The following is a 14,893-nucleotide window of genomic DNA, read 5'->3' as shown; positions in this document are numbered from 1 at the left end:
ACGGTTAACTCCCAAAGACAGGATAAAAAATATTAAACGGATGTTCTCTAAGCACAGTAGAGACACTCATATAATCCAGCGTATCAAGGGATTGAACAGCATTCTGCAATACAAGCCCCAATGCACTTGCTGAAGCGGAATAAGCAGAGGGTTTAAAATTATACTGCGCGTGATAACCTTCAGCATAGACTTGTGTAGTTATAAAATAATCATGTCCTCGTGCTGTATTGTTAGGAAACCAAGGCTCTTCTAGGCCTAAAGAAGGTGTAATCAATATTTTGTGTTTTTCTGCAAGGTTTTTTTCTATGGTATAGGCATCTTGTCCATAAGTAGTGAGCAAAGCTTGTACCTTATATTGGTTTAAAAGCTCTAAGGTTAATGGTTCTATATTTTCAAGCCTGGATTCGGTATCTAAATAGATAATATCAATATCATAAGCTTGATCTGCAATTAAGAGTCCACCAGCTTGAGTGACCTTTAGTTTCCAATATTCATAGCCTCTCATCATATCTCGTCCCTTGGATCCCTCAGCTCCAGTCAAAGGTAAGAGAACACCTAAAGGTAATTTTTTATGTGGTTGATGGGCAAGTCGAGGAACAAAACCTAGTCCATTGGGTCCCTCGTGACTACGAATAGCAGTAATTTCAAATGTGTTTAAATCAATTTTAGTCAAATGCTTATCTGTTGCATTAGAAACGTAGGCAAAAGGCTCATCTGGACTAACAAGGACATTAATTGGATTTAACCCCGTTACCAATCGCTTGATCACTTTGCCAGAATCAACATCCAACACCACCACTTGATGATCAAAAGCTGCTGGTGCAAGAATATATTTTTGATCAAGAGTAATATCGGAATAAAGAATAGGCCCTACCCCTAAATTAGTGAATTGTTTTTGAACTGTTAATGTTTCGGGATCAATAAAAACAATTTGATTCACAGCAGATACCATAAGCGATCGATTATCCGATGTATATTTTAACCCACGCACGGGCGTAGGTAAGTTAAAAGTTCCGGTTACCTGACCAGAATCTGGATCGATGCGAATAACACCATCTTTTCCTGCCATCAACCATAATGTTTTACCGTCTTGTGAGAAAAAAAGATTGTGAGTATTAGGGCTTACGTTGATTTTTTTGATGATGGATTTATTATCTACATCAAACACTAATATTTTATTTCCTTTTTCCACATTGACATAGAGTTGTTTTTCCAAGGGTGGCCGCAGCTTCACACCATGAGGCGCACTATCAATTTCTGAATATTCATGATTTTCTGCAGGATCAAAGGTATATAAACGATATTTTTCAAGACGATTAGGAATATCAATTACTGAAATACTGGCACCAGGAGTTCCTGAACCACTATCATAATCCCTAATACCAAAATTGCTTACATAAGCCGTTTTTCCATCTTTGGTAATAGCAATTTCATGCGGAAGAAATCCTACCTTTAAACTTCCTGATTGTTTTCCATTTTTAACATTATAAAAACTGACATGATCAGAATTTTCCTCAACAACAGCGAGCAAATTAGTCGATGAGGCATAGCAACATACATTAAAAATGGAAGAAATTAAAACTAGTACTAATAATAAAGTGTGCAGCATACAATCAAATTCCTTTTATTTGATATTAAAAAAAGGGATTGTAATTTCTTAATAATAGAATTGTCAATAAATATAGCTGGCTATATAATTAACTTTCTACTATCACAACGAGCCCATTTTATGCATTTTAAACTTAATGAACATACCGGTGTATTAATAAAAAAAGCAGCGCGTTTATTCGAGCGAGTAGCCAATATAAATTTAGATGAACTGGGCGTGACTTATGCTCAAACTATCTTCCTTGTTAGGCTATTAGAAAGAGATGGTCAAAATCAAATGGAGCTTACAAAAAGCGCAGGCTTAAAACAACCTTCAGTTGTACGAATATTAGATCGCATGGAAAGAGATGGATTAGTTAATCGCATTCGTAACAAAGAAGATAAACGGAGTTATCATTTTTATCTCACTGATAAGGCAAAAGAGGCATATAAAAAATTACAAGCCCAAGGAAACACCATGCAACAGATTGCAACAGGTCCAATGGAAGAAACAGTTATTACACAGCTAAATCAAAATATTTTAAAAATAATCGATAACTTACAAACATTCATAGACAATAATAAATGCTGAAACAGCCTATATATTTTAGGATTGATAAAAATATTTTAATTTTAAATAAAATGTTCTAAAGCGTGCACCCGAATAACCTAATGCAGTCATCTGAGGATTAATATAACTAATTCAGTTAATAAAATAAGCCTATTACCGCTTGATTCCATTGTTCTGATTGCTCCAAATTAGATAAATGTCCCGCGTTATCAATAGACAGTAAGGTACTATTTTTAGCGAGCTCATGCATGTCTTTACTTCGCTGTGGAGGTATGACTATGTCCTGTTCTCCGGTGATCAGAAGGACTGGGATTGTGGTCATAGCAAACAGATTTGAAGTGTCATTACGCAATGACATGCCACGTAAAGCAGAGGCAATACCCATGGGCGTCTGCGCTTCAGTTATTGCACGCAAAAGAACTTTAGTTTGTTCCGATGCAGCAGCAGATAATGCCTTGATCATGAATCCTTCAATAAGATGGGTTGTTCCATGATCCAATACATCGACAGCAGATGCTTCTCGATTTTTTTTAGTTTCATCACTATCCGCAATGGACTGTGTATTAGATAGTATCAGGCCGTCAACTTTCTCTGGATACTGCTCAAGAAACGCGAGTGCTATATATCCCCCCATAGACTCTCCGCCAATGATTGCACTCTGAATATGTAATTGCTCTAGGAGCTCCTTAATTTCAGCGGCATATTCAATCATTGTGACCGCTTGTCCATCGGTCTGTGAGGACTCCCCAAATCCCCATAAATCCAATGTGATTATACGAAAGTATTGTTTTAGACCTTTTCTTTGTGGTTCCCATAATCTTTGATCTGTTGGAAAGGCATGAATTAGCACGATTGGCTTACCTTCACCAACATCTGTATATGAAATGACTCTATTTTCTGATGTAGTTAACTTAGATGCAAAAGACGACGACACCATACTACTCAACAATAAAAATGCGATGAATTTAAAATAGTTCCATAGATTAAACATTAATTCTCCATAAATAAGCAATACAGTTACAATCAGCTTTTGATGAATATTGTAGTGCATCCAAATACCAACCATCAACAATTGAAGCTCATGAATTGTTTATCTGCTATATTATGACAGCACGTGACACTTGACTAATTATTCTACAACCCGCTGGAAACTATATGAGCACAAAAAATAATACTAAAAACAACTCCTACATTATTTATCTCATCGGAAAGCCTGATACAGGTAAATATACAATAGCACAAGAGCTTGATAGAGAAACTAAGGTCTAAACTAAAAGTTACAATGGCTTATAGAGTTAAGAATTTTAAGTATCATAATAGCAATACAACATCTGGAGCATATTAAAATGAGTAAATACAAACGCATTTTTATCGTTGGTCATTCAGGAGCAGGCAAAGGCGTTCTAGCCCAAGCACTTGCAAAAAGAATGAGCTGGCAATTCATTGATGCTGATTTTGCCTTGGCTCCTTCAATAGGTCGACCCGTAACGGAAATCATTGGAAAACAAGGTGAAGACGCCTTCCATCAATGCTTATCAGATATTTTGTCTTATCAAAAAACCAAAGAAAATATAGTGGTAACGACCGATGATAGTATCATCTGTCATCAAAAAAACCAGGAATTATTATCTTCTGAATTTGTGGTCTATTTGAAAGTGAGTCTCGATGTGCAATTGGATAGAATTGCTCATAATCGTCCACTACTACCTACGGCCGACTACAAAGCATTTCTAAATAAACTTCGCCAGGAACGTGATGATTTATATGAGCAAGTAGCAAGTTTTTCGCTCAGTTCTGATGACGGCGCTATCGATGAACATGTATCGAGCATTATAAAAGCTATTGGAAAATAAAAACGCCTTTTTTCTCCCTTAGTTAGCTGGGACGCCTCTTGGCTCTCCTGATACATCAATATGCTATCATTAAAAATGACCAGTTACTTGGGATGTCAGATGAACTATAAAATTACCGAACATTATGCCAGAGGCGAAGAAAAACCAATTGCTGAGTTTAATGACTTAAATGAAGCAAAGCTATTTCTGGCAAAAAAATCTTCTATAACCGATGAAGAAAGAAAAAAGGTTATTTATAGACTATATGACGACCATGAACTATTGCATGAATTAAATAAAGAGAGCATTTCTATTACCCATGCCAAATATGCGGAAGGTAATGGTGATTTTAATAATGCAGCCCCATTTATTTTCCAAGTCATGATTAAAACCATGGATTCTTTAGAAAGAAAAACAATTGCTCAATTTAATGATAAAAATGATGCCAATCTATTTGTCGTTTGTAAATTTGAGGACGATAATACGGTACATGATAACGATTTATTCTTAATATTTAAGGATAAAATTTTAATTGATACCGTAAACAAAACCATCATTGCAAATCGAAAAAAAGAATCGAGTGGATCCAGTGGCAACGAGAAAGGATCAACATATAAGCTAAGTCCCTTATCAACAAGGCCAACACCTAGTGGAGGCCCTGCTGATTATTGGGTTAAGAATGAGGATGACGATGAAAATATTAAATAAAAATAATAAGTGGGGTTTTGTACTAATATTAGCAAAGCACTATGAGGGACTTTTAAGTCATGCAAGACATGTATGAGATTAAAAATTTGCCCAACAAACTAACCCCGTTTGTCTGGCGCTATTTAAAACATAAAAAATGGTATTTGGCTGGATTTATCCTTACCGCTCTTGTCTGGGCGATAGAAATGTCCCTTAGTCCTTATTTGCTAAAGGTGATTATTGATACGGTCATTCGCTATTCGGCCGATCAAACTCAAATGATAGCTGCCATCATACTCCCTGCGACTATCTATGCATCAATGTCCATTATTATTAATTTGAATTTTCGCTTATATGATTACGTTAATTTGCAATTATATCCTTATATTAGATCGTCTGTTGAGAGGGATGTAATTTGCTATTTGCTGCATCATTCACATACTTTTTTCCAAAATACATTTGCTGGCGCTTTGACTAAAAAAATAGCTGATCTAATGGAAAATATTGAGCCTTTAATTAGCATACCCAATGAATGGTTTTACCCAAGGCTCTTTGCCGCAATCATTGCCTGCGGAACTCTGTATCAAGTAGTTCATCCAATATTTAGTATGATATTATTTTTGTGGGCTCTGTTATTTGTTCTCCTTTCTTATATTGCATCAAAAGGTGCTGAGCGCTATTCAAGAACATTTTCAGAAAACATTTCCCAACTTTCAGGTTCGGTTTCTGATAGTGTTTCAAATGTCATGAGCACCAAATTATTTGATAATATTGCTCATGAAGTCTCGAACATTGATACTATCCTCAATCGGGTCGTAAAAAGTGACCGGAAACTGTCTTGGTATAATTTAAAAATAAATTTTCTGCAAGGCCTGGGTGGATCGGTTTTGATTGTTTCCATGCTGATTGCATTGATCTACGGCCTTAAGCTGGGATGGGTAAGTGCAGGAGATTTTGCATTAGTGTTAACCTTATCAATTACCTTTATGTGGGGAATACATGATATGGGCAAACAGATGCAACGTTATTCCAAAGTGGTTGGGACCTGCAATCAAGCTTTAAGTATTATTAAACAACCTCATGAAATTACTGATCTACCCAATGCACAACCACTTCAAGTGACACAAGGTCAGCTTTCATTTCGTGAAGTCTCATTCCATTATGAAAACAACAAGCCTTTGTTTAAAAACCTTACAATCACAATAAATCCAGGCGAAAAGGTTGGTCTAGTTGGTTATTCCGGCGGGGGGAAATCGACATTTATCAAATTAATTTTACGCCTCATGGAGATACAATCAGGCCAAATATTAATTGATGATCAAGATATAAAAGAAGTCACTAAAGGTTCTTTAAGAAGGCAAATTGGAACCATTCCGCAAGAACCTGAATTATTCCATCGTTCCATCTTAGAAAACATCAAGTTTGCACGGGTTAGTGCTACAGATGAAGAAGTCATTGATGCAGCCAAAAAAGCGCGGTGCCATGATTTTATTATGGATTTACCTGAACAATATCAATCATTAGTTGGAGAACGCGGGGTTAAGTTATCTGGCGGGCAAAAACAGCGTATTGCTATTGCACGAGCGTTTCTTAAAAATGCCCCAATTCTGCTCCTGGATGAAGCAACCTCCTCACTTGACTCCCTCACTGAAAGCGAAATTCATGAAGCGCTGCATGAAGTCATGGCTAATAAAACCACAATTGTTATTGCCCACCGCTTATCCACCCTAAAAGATATGGATAGAATATTAGTTTTTGTTAACGGTGAAATTGTTGAGGATGGTTCATTGGAGAATTTATTAAAGAATCAATATGGCCATTTTTACAAACTTTGGCAAATGCAGGCTGAGGGGTTTATTCCACCAGTTGTAGCATGATAAATAAATCGTTTAATTTGCTTTAGGAAAATCTTGTCATGACTTACCAAGTGATCTTTGAAAACAATCCACGCCCTGAGGATATTCAGGTTCTTGGTGATGCTATTATGAACCAAGCCACCCAGAAAAAAGGATTTAAGCCTCTGGATTTTTTTGGCTTATTCATCCGTGAAGAAGACAATACTATCGTCGGCGGCTGTAATGGCTGTACTCTATATGGCTGTCTTTATATCGACCAACTCTGGGTAAGTGACTCACTTCGAAATCAAGGTTTGGGGACAAAACTTATTGAGTCAGCTTTCCAATACGGTAAGGATAAATGCTGCACCTTTGCCACCGTTAATACTATGGATTGGGAAGCACTTGGTTTTTATCAAAAACTTGGCTTTACCATTGAATTTGAACGACATGGATTTCAAAAAAACTCGGTGTTTTATTTTTTACGCAAAGAATTTTTACCCACATCTAAAGCTGTACCATAATTTAGGATTAAATTGGATAATCTTATCACTCTGTATAAACAACGCCTTAATCTTCATGGCGCTACCTTTATACGCATAGACCATGATGATGCAATGGTTGCCATCGTATATAAAGTAACAGAGCCTACTGGTTTACCTCTTATTTTAAAAATAAGTACCCGAACTCAAGATTATTTACGCGAACTTTTTTTTCTAAAACACTTTGCAGGGATATTACCAGTACCGCGTATTATACAATAAGTGCCACCAGACACAGGTATTCATGGTGCAATTTTAATGGAGTGCCTACCCGGCACCCTGCTTAAAATAATAGATCTTACCGATACATTGGCTTATGACATTGGTTCGCGGCTAGCAGGTATTCATCTCAACCGCGTAAACGGGTATGGCGACCTTACACAACCTCATGATTTAAGCCCTGACCCACGTATTTACTTTACTCGTAAATTTGATGAAGGCTTTGCGGAATGTAGTAATCATTTGCCTAGAACACTGCTTGATCAATGCCACCGATATTATGATGACCATATCAATCTCTTGTCCTCAGTAGATGGTCCTTGCATGATACACCGTGATTTTCGTCCAGGTAATGTGATCATTAATAATGGCAAACTTCAAGGAATTATTGATTGGGCTTCAGGCCGTTCCAGTTTTTCCGAAGAAGATTTTTGTCCTTTGGAGCTTAAGGAATGGGGAGAGAGGCCTACTAGAATAAAGTCCTTTTTAAGAGGTTATGAAAGCATTCGCCCAATTCCTGATTATAGTGCCATAATGCCACTCTTACGCCTGAGCAGAGCTTTTGCTACAATTGGCTTTACAGTTAAACATGGAACATGGGCGAACCGCCACGCCCGTCTTTATCAGATTCACCGACAGTTTCTAGATGGATTTTTTTGAAATCTTAGCAAAAAATAGATGATCGCTTTTATGTCCTTTAGGAGGTTGTGCCATGAATAAACAAGTATTGCGCATGGAACAGGTTGTACAGACGTATGTAGCAGATAAACAATTCATGGGATCAATTCTTGTAGCACAACATGGGCATATTATTCTGGATAAAGGTTATGGCTACGCCAATCTTGAGTGGCAAATACCTAATACAACAACTACAAAATTTCGCATCGCCTCGCTCACAAAGCAGTTTACAGCCGTAGCGATTTTATTGCTTGAAGAACAAGGTAAGCTTAAAATAAGCGATTTCACTAATAAATACATGCCAGAAGCACCTTCTGCTTGGGACAAGGTAACACTCTTCCATTTGTTAAACCACACCTCTGGGATTCCTAGTTACACTAGTTTTCCTGATTTTGCTGCATTTACAACAAGTACCAAAACACCAGAACAACAAATCGAATTTTTTCGCAACAAACCATTAAATTTCCAACCTGGATCAAACTTTGAGTACAACAATTCGGCCTATGTGCTCCTAGGATATCTAATTGAAAAAATAAGTGGTCAAAGTTATCAAGATTTTGTTGTAAATAATATATTCAAACCTCTTGAGATGAACGATTCAGGATATGACTCTCACTCAGAAATTATTTTACATCGTGCTGCTGGGTATATGGTCAGCTCAAATGGAATTCGTAATGCAGATTATTTAGATATGAGTATTCCTTATTCAGCAGGCTCTTTATACTCCACAACACACAATTTGCTAAGATGGGAACAAAGTTTGTTTGGAGGAAAAATTCTATCAATAGAATCACTTAAAAAAATGATAGAGCCTTTTAAAAATGATTATGGCTTGGGTGTAAGAATATACTCTTTGAATGGGCATAAAGTAATATCCCATGCTGGTGGCACTAGTGGATTTAATACCAAATTAATCTATTTCCCAGACGATAAGCTCACGGTTATTGTTTTAGCCAACCTAAATGCCTTAGGTTATGTTGCGCAAGATCTTGCTTTAAAATTGGTAGGCTTAGCTCATGGAAGATCTGTTACATTACCTTCCGAGAGAAAAGAAATAGTTCTCTCTTCTGAATCGCTTGCTAAATATATTGGAACATACAACATTAAACCATATGTCGGCACCTATGGCCTCACCCGCTTGAGGCAACTTATTATTTCTCTACAAAATGGCTATTTGATGGTACAGGAAACAGACCAACCGAATATGAAATTGTTTCCTGAATCAGAAACTAAATTTTTTGGGAAAATACCAGATATCCAAATTAATTTTTTCAAAAATGAAAGCGGACAAGTTTCACATTTGGTATTACATCAAGATGGGGAAAACTCAACAGGATTAAAGGACCGAACATGATGAAAACTCAATGAATTTAATTCAAAGTCCCAAATTTTATTTATTCACTGGTGGTCCAGGTGCAGGTAAAACAACCGTTTTGAATGGGTTAAAACAACAAGGACATCTGGTTATAGCCGAAGTGGCGCGTGATATTATCATAAATCAACAAGCTACTGGTGGTAATGCTACTCATACCGGTAATAGAATAATATATTGTGATTTAATGCTCAAAAAATCCATTGCCGATTATACTAAAATGTTGCCAGTTACCGAAAGGATAATCTTCTTTGATCGCGGTATCCCCGATTTGTATAGCTATTCTGAACGATTTTGTGGCGGAGTAACTTCAGAAATTAATGAGGCAGTTAATAACTATCGATACAACCAAAAAGCATTCCTCTTCCCTCCCTGGCCTGAAATTTATTGCCATGATACCGAAAGAAAACAGGATTTTAATGAAGCAGTAGAGACTTATCATGCGGTTAAAGAAGGGTATCTAAAATGTGGGTACGATATAATAGAAGTACCAAAGATTTCCATTATAGAACGTGCCGAATATATTTTGAAAACTATTGACGATATAAAATCAGAATGATGACCAATTTATGTATACGAAGAGCAACTCTTGCTGATGCCGAAGCAATCAGTCACGTTATCATTCAAACACTCAAAGAAGTAAGTTCAAAGGATTACCCAGACAGTGTGATCAATGAAGTGATTAAAAGTTTTTCTAAAGAACAAATAACTGTAAAAATGAAACAAAGAAAAATTATTGTCATAACAGAAAAGAACCACATTATTGGTACAGCAAGTCTTGAGGGAAACCTAGTGCGAACGGTTTTTGTATTACCCAATAAGCAAGGTAAAAAAGCGGGATCCTTGTTAATGCACTACTTAGAAGAAATGGCACGTAAAGAAAGTATTTCCAGTTTGACAGTTTCCTCATCAATTACTGCGGAGGGATTTTATCAAAAGCTTGGGTATAGTGCGTTAAGCAATGAGTACTACGGGGAAGAAAGGACCATTATCATGGAGAAAAAATTATCTGAGCTTCCTTAACTTACATTTTCATACCATTGGACAATTAATACATCTCGATCACTAATAAGACTTCCAAAATTAAATGATGGTAAGGTTCAATGGATGAATTATAATGACTCTTTCCCTTCCGATTAAATAAATACAGAGAAAAAATGATTGAAGAAGATAGATTAGTTCATCCAGACATTTTGCAAGAGGCCTTGCACCTTCTTAAGGATCACTTTGCATCTGATATAAAGATAAACTCTATTAAATTTTTAAGTGAAGCTGATCGGAGAAATGTACTATTAAGAATAACTCTCACCAGCCCCTCATCAACCGTTCCAAAAAGCATTATATTAAAACAATCACTGCCTGAACCATCTGATTCAGATGATAAAGACGCTTATGCGCGGTTTTCAAGAGATTGGGCTGGGCTTAAATTTATAAGTGGAATTGAGAAAAACGTTCATAATGTTCCCAAATTTTATGGCGGTAGTAAGCAACAGAGATTTATTCTTATTGAGGACTTAGGTCATAAACATATCAGCCTTGTGGACTCGCTAACATTGCCAATTGAAAGTAAAGCAATTGAGGCTTTAGAACGATTTATGAAGGCCTTAGGAAGTTTTCATGGAGAAAGTTTTGGTATTACAAATCGATATGAACAAATCCTAAAAAAGATTAATCCCCAATTGGAAACCCTGCAAGAAAATCTAGATTTTTGCTTTAATGATTTATTACTAACCCTTGAATTAGCCAATCAAAATTTAGGCTTGTCAATAAGTGCAAGCCTTATAAATGAAGCCCGTCATATTATACAGTCAGTGCACCTCCCAGGCCCCTTTACAGTTCTAACTCATGGAGATATTTGTCCCGACAATGTTTTTGATCACGAAGAGAACCGTGACTTACAGCTCATAGACTTTGAGTGGGGCAGTGTTAGAAATGCACTTTTAGACGCAACCTACTTGCGCATGAGCATGCCCACCTGTTGGTGTGCGAAAGCCATACCTACCCCTATTATTGAACCTCTTGAACTGATTTATAGAAATGAATTGAAACAATTAATTCCCGCTGCATCGGATGATTTAGCTTATAGCACCGCTTATACAGAGGCCTGTGGTTTTTGGGTATTGCAGCAAACTCTACACTTCCTCAATTCCACACTGGAAATCGATAGAGTAGGCCCTTCTGGACCGACACCCGACCATTCCTTGTGGAAACCAGAAGACAATTGGGTCAGACCAAGGGTATTATCTCGACTACAAGCCTTTGTTGATGTAGCAACGAAACACAATCAATTTCCCAACCTAAGACTAATGTCAGCAACAATGCTTGAAAAGCTCTCAAGGCTATGGCCAGATGTAAATCCGCTTGAATTTTATCCTGCATTTCAGGTCACTGAAGATAAATACTAATGAATTACAAAATAGAACAAATCTCATCTGAAATCGCGCAAACCTTATGTCGCCAAATCACGGCAGATTTACCAGAATATTTTGGTTTACCCGATTGTAATGAACATTATGCATTAGGCGTTTGTTCGCGCATTAATTTTGCAGCAATTGCAGGAGAAAAATATGTCGGGCTTTTAAGCCTTGATTTTCCATATCCTGCAAACAGCAATATTTATTGGATGGGTGTTCTACGTGCATTTCAAGGCCAAAGCATAGGGTATTTATTAATTCAAGAAGCTGTAAATTATGCAAAACAGCAAGGTGCTATAACCATGTCTGTTGAAACCCTTGCACCAGCAGAGTCTGATGAAAACTATCTAAAAACCTATGGTTTTTATAAAAATAAAGGGTTTAATCCTCTACTGAATTTAAAACCCACCGGCTATGAATGGAATATGGTTTATATGGCCATGAGCCTAAATCAATTTAAAAACTGCACTAATCAAGCAATTAGCATAAGGTCATTTGTTGCAAAGGATATCCCCCTTCTCGTAAGCAATTTTGCTAAACACAATTGGCCAAAACCACAGTCTACTTTTGAAACTTATTGGCATGAGCACGAAAATAAAGAGCGAATGGTTTGGTTAGCTTTTTATGAAGGTGAATTTGCTGGTTATATTACCTTGAAGTGGCGCTCTTTATATCCTTCATTTAAACAACAAAACATTCCTGAGATTATGGACCTAAATGTTCTCCCTCCATACCGTAATAAGGGCCTTGGTACTGCTATGCTGGATATTGCTGAACAAGAGGCTGGTAAGTTTTATGATATTGTAGGGCTTGGTGTCGGTCTTTATGACGGATACGGTAGTGCTCAAAAGCTCTATATAGCAAGAGGCTATAAACCCGATGGACTGGGGATTACTTATGATTACAAAAGTATTGAACCTGGGAGTCAAGTTTGTCTTGATGACAATTTGGTGTTGTGGTTCACAAAGAAATTGAAATAGATATAATCTTGTGAAATAAAAATAAGCTTATTTAACGATTAAGGCATCCTATCCAATGAACCACAGTAATCTTATTAATCTCTGCAACGAACTTGAATTAGGTATACCATTAAGCCCACCTAAAAGGGTGCACGGAGGTTTATTGCATACAATGTGGCGCGTTAATACGGAGGAAGCCTCTTATGCCATTAAACAACTTTCCCCCGATATTAAACTTGAAAATAAAAGCATCATAGAGAATTATAACTTAACTGAAGAAATAGCTACTCGTTTTTCTGAACGTGGAATTCCTGCTGTATGTGCACTGAAACCATCAGGAAAGTATCTTGTATTGATTCATGGAACTGGATTTTTGATTTACCCCTGGGTCGATGCGAAACCACTTCATAAAGACACCGTTTCAAAATCCCACGCCCTAAAAATAGCTGAAATTATCGCACAGATGCATCTGATTAATCTTGCAGTACCAGAAATTAAGGAACCAGAATTTGATATTCACACCAATGACAGTCTGGAAGAACTATACAGTAAAGCTCAGAGTTACCACTGTCCATTTGCAGCCGCATTAACAGAACATCAAAAGACTATTACCACAATCAATACAAACTACCAAAATATGCTCCCTCTTCTCAAACAAAGCAGTGTAGTTAGTCACGGGGATCTGGATCAAAAAAATGTCCTATGGGATAAAAACGATAATCCTATACTAATAGACTGGGAATGTGCTCGCAAACTAAATCCAACCTATGAAATAGTCAATGCAAGCTTAGATTGGAGTGGAATTACCACCCATTTCAATCAAGCTATTTTTATCAAAATGATACAGACTTATAGCAATTCAGGTGGACAATTAGATAAAACTGTTCTTGAAGCAGCTTTTAATGCCGTTTTAGGTAATTGGATTAATTGGATGGTTTATAATATCGAGCGAGCCTGTACCAGGGAGGAATCAGAGCAAAAAACTTTAGGTATAGAGCAAGTAAATCAAGTACTGCAAACGATGATACAACTAATCAATATTATTCCTGACTTGATAGCTAGTTTTGAGGAAAAAGATAATGGCATAATCATTTAGAACTGCCATAGTATAATCACCCGATCAAGCTAATAATGTCACGGAACCCACTTAAAACTCTGACAATCTCAAGAGGTGAAGTGGGTTTATAGATAATAAGATAATGCCATTTAAACGGCCAAAACTTTACGGGCCTATCAGTCAGGTCTTCACGAAGATGACCAAGTTCTGGATATTCAGCTAACTTATCCATTGCACCAAATAGCGCATCAAGAAATTTTTGAGCCACTACAGGATTTTCTTGTGCAAGATAAGTGATTATTTCATCAATATCTTGTTCTGCGACGACAGATAGAACACATCTTGAAGTCATTTAGCATCCTTAGCCAACTTATTAATTTTTTGTTTCATACGCTTGTAACTTTCATGTGCGGGAACTTTTTTTCCGGCATTTAATTGTTGTAATCCAATATCAATCTCTTGATTCAACTGTTTAATACGTTGATTTTGTAAATCATCATGCGTGTGCAGTAGTCTTAATGATTCACGAATCACTTCACTTGCTGAGGTATACATGCCACTATTTACTTTATCTTGTACGAAATGTTCAAGCTCTGGGGTAAGTGAAATGTTCATTTAAATCGCTCCTAATAATATAATAATATATATAACAAATAATAGCATATTATGCTAAATTTTGTTATCAATTTAAAATCTCTCTTTTTGCAGCGCCCGCTGCAAAAATCATATCTTTCAGAGTAATAAAGATTAAACCAAATGTGGCATAAATTATCTCACATTACTGTGTCACGATTTGTGGCATAACTGTGGCAGTACTAGGCTGTTCTAGGCCGTTCTAGGCAGTATTTTACGATTTTGATGCATCGTAAGGTATTGATTATTAAAGACTTTAAATAGTGAGCATTTGGCTTCGAACCAAGGTGTCGGGGGTTCGAGTCCCTCCGAGCGCGCCATTTAAATTGTTCTACCTAAAGAGGCTAATGCCTTAAAACCACTTTGTTTTAAATCGCCAAGCATATTGGGTCTTTCCCAACTACGGGGGCAGCTATAATCAACCACAAAGCACCATAACACGTACTCTATAATTCGGTGCTTCGGAGTGGTCAGCTGATTCTTTATTCGCCATCACGATCTTTTTAT

At 36.8% G+C, this 14,893-nt stretch carries 17 protein-coding genes; 13 read left to right on the top strand and 4 right to left on the bottom strand.

Going from position 1 to position 14,893, the window contains the following annotated elements:
- Positions 1 to 4 precede the first annotated feature (4 nt).
- Positions 5 to 1,609, bottom strand: a complete 1,605-nt coding sequence (locus tag Lwor_RS00485) for a DUF5074 domain-containing protein (protein WP_058491740.1) — start codon at positions 1,607 to 1,609, stop codon at positions 5 to 7.
- A 120-nt stretch (positions 1,610 to 1,729) separates the two neighbouring features.
- On the opposite strand from Lwor_RS00485, the gene Lwor_RS00480 reads away from it, so the two are divergent.
- Positions 1,730 to 2,179 carry a MarR family winged helix-turn-helix transcriptional regulator gene (locus Lwor_RS00480; protein ID WP_058491738.1) on the top strand — a complete coding sequence of 150 codons (450 nt, stop codon included), beginning with the start codon at positions 1,730 to 1,732 and terminating at the stop codon, positions 2,177 to 2,179.
- Positions 2,180 to 2,294: 115 nt separating this feature from the next.
- Here Lwor_RS00480 and Lwor_RS00475 read toward each other — a convergent pair whose 3' ends face one another.
- Complete coding sequence (locus tag Lwor_RS00475; RefSeq protein WP_238584586.1) at positions 2,295 to 3,209, bottom strand: alpha/beta fold hydrolase; 915 nt, start codon at positions 3,207 to 3,209, stop codon at positions 2,295 to 2,297.
- Between the two features lie 295 nt (positions 3,210 to 3,504).
- Here Lwor_RS00475 and Lwor_RS00470 point away from each other — a divergent pair, with 295 nt between their 5' ends.
- The 12 genes from Lwor_RS00470 (at position 3,505) to Lwor_RS00420 (ending at position 13,792) form a co-directional block, all read left to right on the top strand.
- On the top strand, positions 3,505 to 4,011 hold the full coding sequence (locus Lwor_RS00470) for a shikimate kinase (protein WP_058491736.1): 507 nt from the start codon (positions 3,505 to 3,507) through the stop codon (positions 4,009 to 4,011).
- 99 nt (positions 4,012 to 4,110) lie between these two features.
- Positions 4,111 to 4,698 (top strand): hypothetical protein, encoded by a 588-nt coding sequence (locus Lwor_RS00465; protein ID WP_058491734.1) that lies wholly within the window; start codon positions 4,111 to 4,113, stop codon positions 4,696 to 4,698.
- 143 nt (positions 4,699 to 4,841) lie between these two features.
- Positions 4,842 to 6,554, top strand: a complete 1,713-nt coding sequence (locus Lwor_RS00460; protein ID WP_238584585.1) for an ABC transporter ATP-binding protein — start codon at positions 4,842 to 4,844, stop codon at positions 6,552 to 6,554.
- 50 nt (positions 6,555 to 6,604) lie between these two features.
- Positions 6,605 to 7,036 (top strand): GNAT family N-acetyltransferase, encoded by a 432-nt coding sequence (locus Lwor_RS00455; RefSeq protein WP_238584584.1) that lies wholly within the window; start codon positions 6,605 to 6,607, stop codon positions 7,034 to 7,036.
- Between the two features lie 12 nt (positions 7,037 to 7,048).
- A complete protein-coding gene (locus Lwor_RS13985) occupies positions 7,049 to 7,276 on the top strand; it encodes a hypothetical protein (protein ID WP_202967149.1) in 228 nt (75 codons plus the stop codon).
- The gene (locus Lwor_RS00450) at positions 7,277 to 7,933 is read left to right on the top strand and encodes a phosphotransferase (RefSeq protein ID WP_338011233.1); all 657 of its coding nucleotides are present in this window, start codon (positions 7,277 to 7,279) and stop codon (positions 7,931 to 7,933) included.
- 52 nt (positions 7,934 to 7,985) lie between these two features.
- Positions 7,986 to 9,305: a serine hydrolase gene (locus tag Lwor_RS00445; RefSeq protein WP_058491728.1), complete on the top strand. Its 1,320-nt coding sequence runs from the start codon at positions 7,986 to 7,988 to the stop codon at positions 9,303 to 9,305.
- Between the two features lie 10 nt (positions 9,306 to 9,315).
- Positions 9,316 to 9,882: an AAA family ATPase gene (locus Lwor_RS00440; protein WP_058491726.1), complete on the top strand. Its 567-nt coding sequence runs from the start codon at positions 9,316 to 9,318 to the stop codon at positions 9,880 to 9,882.
- Positions 9,879 to 10,346, top strand: coding sequence for a GNAT family N-acetyltransferase (locus Lwor_RS00435; protein WP_058491724.1), 468 nt, complete (start codon positions 9,879 to 9,881; stop codon positions 10,344 to 10,346). The genes Lwor_RS00440 and Lwor_RS00435 overlap by 4 nt, the downstream gene beginning before the upstream one ends.
- A gap of 134 nt (positions 10,347 to 10,480) precedes the next feature.
- Positions 10,481 to 11,728, top strand: a complete 1,248-nt coding sequence (locus tag Lwor_RS00430; RefSeq protein ID WP_058491722.1) for a hypothetical protein — start codon at positions 10,481 to 10,483, stop codon at positions 11,726 to 11,728.
- Entirely contained in the window at positions 11,728 to 12,717 is a 990-nt protein-coding gene (locus Lwor_RS13360; protein ID WP_083501538.1) for a GNAT family N-acetyltransferase, read from the top strand. The genes Lwor_RS00430 and Lwor_RS13360 overlap by 1 nt, the downstream gene beginning before the upstream one ends.
- A 55-nt stretch (positions 12,718 to 12,772) precedes the next feature.
- The gene (locus Lwor_RS00420) at positions 12,773 to 13,792 is read left to right on the top strand and encodes an aminoglycoside phosphotransferase family protein (protein ID WP_058491719.1); all 1,020 of its coding nucleotides are present in this window, start codon (positions 12,773 to 12,775) and stop codon (positions 13,790 to 13,792) included.
- A 16-nt stretch (positions 13,793 to 13,808) separates the two neighbouring features.
- On the opposite strand, the gene Lwor_RS00415 is transcribed toward Lwor_RS00420, so the two are convergent.
- Together Lwor_RS00415 and Lwor_RS00410 are read right to left on the bottom strand one after the other, a co-directional pair.
- A complete protein-coding gene (locus Lwor_RS00415) occupies positions 13,809 to 14,105 on the bottom strand; it encodes a type II toxin-antitoxin system RelE/ParE family toxin (protein ID WP_058491717.1) in 297 nt (98 codons plus the stop codon).
- Complete coding sequence (locus Lwor_RS00410) at positions 14,102 to 14,368, bottom strand: type II toxin-antitoxin system ParD family antitoxin (protein WP_058491715.1); 267 nt, start codon at positions 14,366 to 14,368, stop codon at positions 14,102 to 14,104. Before Lwor_RS00410 ends, Lwor_RS00415 begins: the two co-directional genes overlap by 4 nt.
- Positions 14,369 to 14,893: the final 525 nt, after the last annotated feature.

It is taken from the genome of Legionella worsleiensis, from assembly GCF_001467535.1.
GTDB lineage: Bacteria > Pseudomonadota > Gammaproteobacteria > Legionellales > Legionellaceae > Legionella > Legionella worsleiensis.
This window is presented reverse-complemented; position numbering and strand designations above follow the sequence as displayed.

Bases quoted from the DNA above. Each gene is read 5' to 3' on its own strand.
- Lwor_RS00485 (WP_058491740.1), bottom strand. From the start codon at position 1,609: ATGCTGCACACTTTATTATTAGTACTAGTTTTAATTTCTTCCATTTTT.
- Lwor_RS00480 (WP_058491738.1), top strand. From the start codon at position 1,730: ATGCATTTTAAACTTAATGAACATACCGGTGTATTAATAAAAAAAGCA.
- Lwor_RS00475 (WP_238584586.1), bottom strand. From the start codon at position 3,209: ATGCACTACAATATTCATCAAAAGCTGATTGTAACTGTATTGCTTATT.
- Lwor_RS00470 (WP_058491736.1), top strand. From the start codon at position 3,505: ATGAGTAAATACAAACGCATTTTTATCGTTGGTCATTCAGGAGCAGGC.
- Lwor_RS00465 (WP_058491734.1), top strand. From the start codon at position 4,111: ATGAACTATAAAATTACCGAACATTATGCCAGAGGCGAAGAAAAACCA.
- Lwor_RS00445 (WP_058491728.1), top strand. From the start codon at position 7,986: ATGAATAAACAAGTATTGCGCATGGAACAGGTTGTACAGACGTATGTA.
- Lwor_RS00440 (WP_058491726.1), top strand. From the start codon at position 9,316: ATGAATTTAATTCAAAGTCCCAAATTTTATTTATTCACTGGTGGTCCA.
- Lwor_RS00435 (WP_058491724.1), top strand. From the start codon at position 9,879: ATGATGACCAATTTATGTATACGAAGAGCAACTCTTGCTGATGCCGAA.
- Lwor_RS00430 (WP_058491722.1), top strand. From the start codon at position 10,481: ATGATTGAAGAAGATAGATTAGTTCATCCAGACATTTTGCAAGAGGCC.
- Lwor_RS13360 (WP_083501538.1), top strand. From the start codon at position 11,728: ATGAATTACAAAATAGAACAAATCTCATCTGAAATCGCGCAAACCTTA.
- Lwor_RS00420 (WP_058491719.1), top strand. From the start codon at position 12,773: ATGAACCACAGTAATCTTATTAATCTCTGCAACGAACTTGAATTAGGT.
- Lwor_RS00415 (WP_058491717.1), bottom strand. From the start codon at position 14,105: ATGACTTCAAGATGTGTTCTATCTGTCGTCGCAGAACAAGATATTGAT.
- Lwor_RS00410 (WP_058491715.1), bottom strand. From the start codon at position 14,368: ATGAACATTTCACTTACCCCAGAGCTTGAACATTTCGTACAAGATAAA.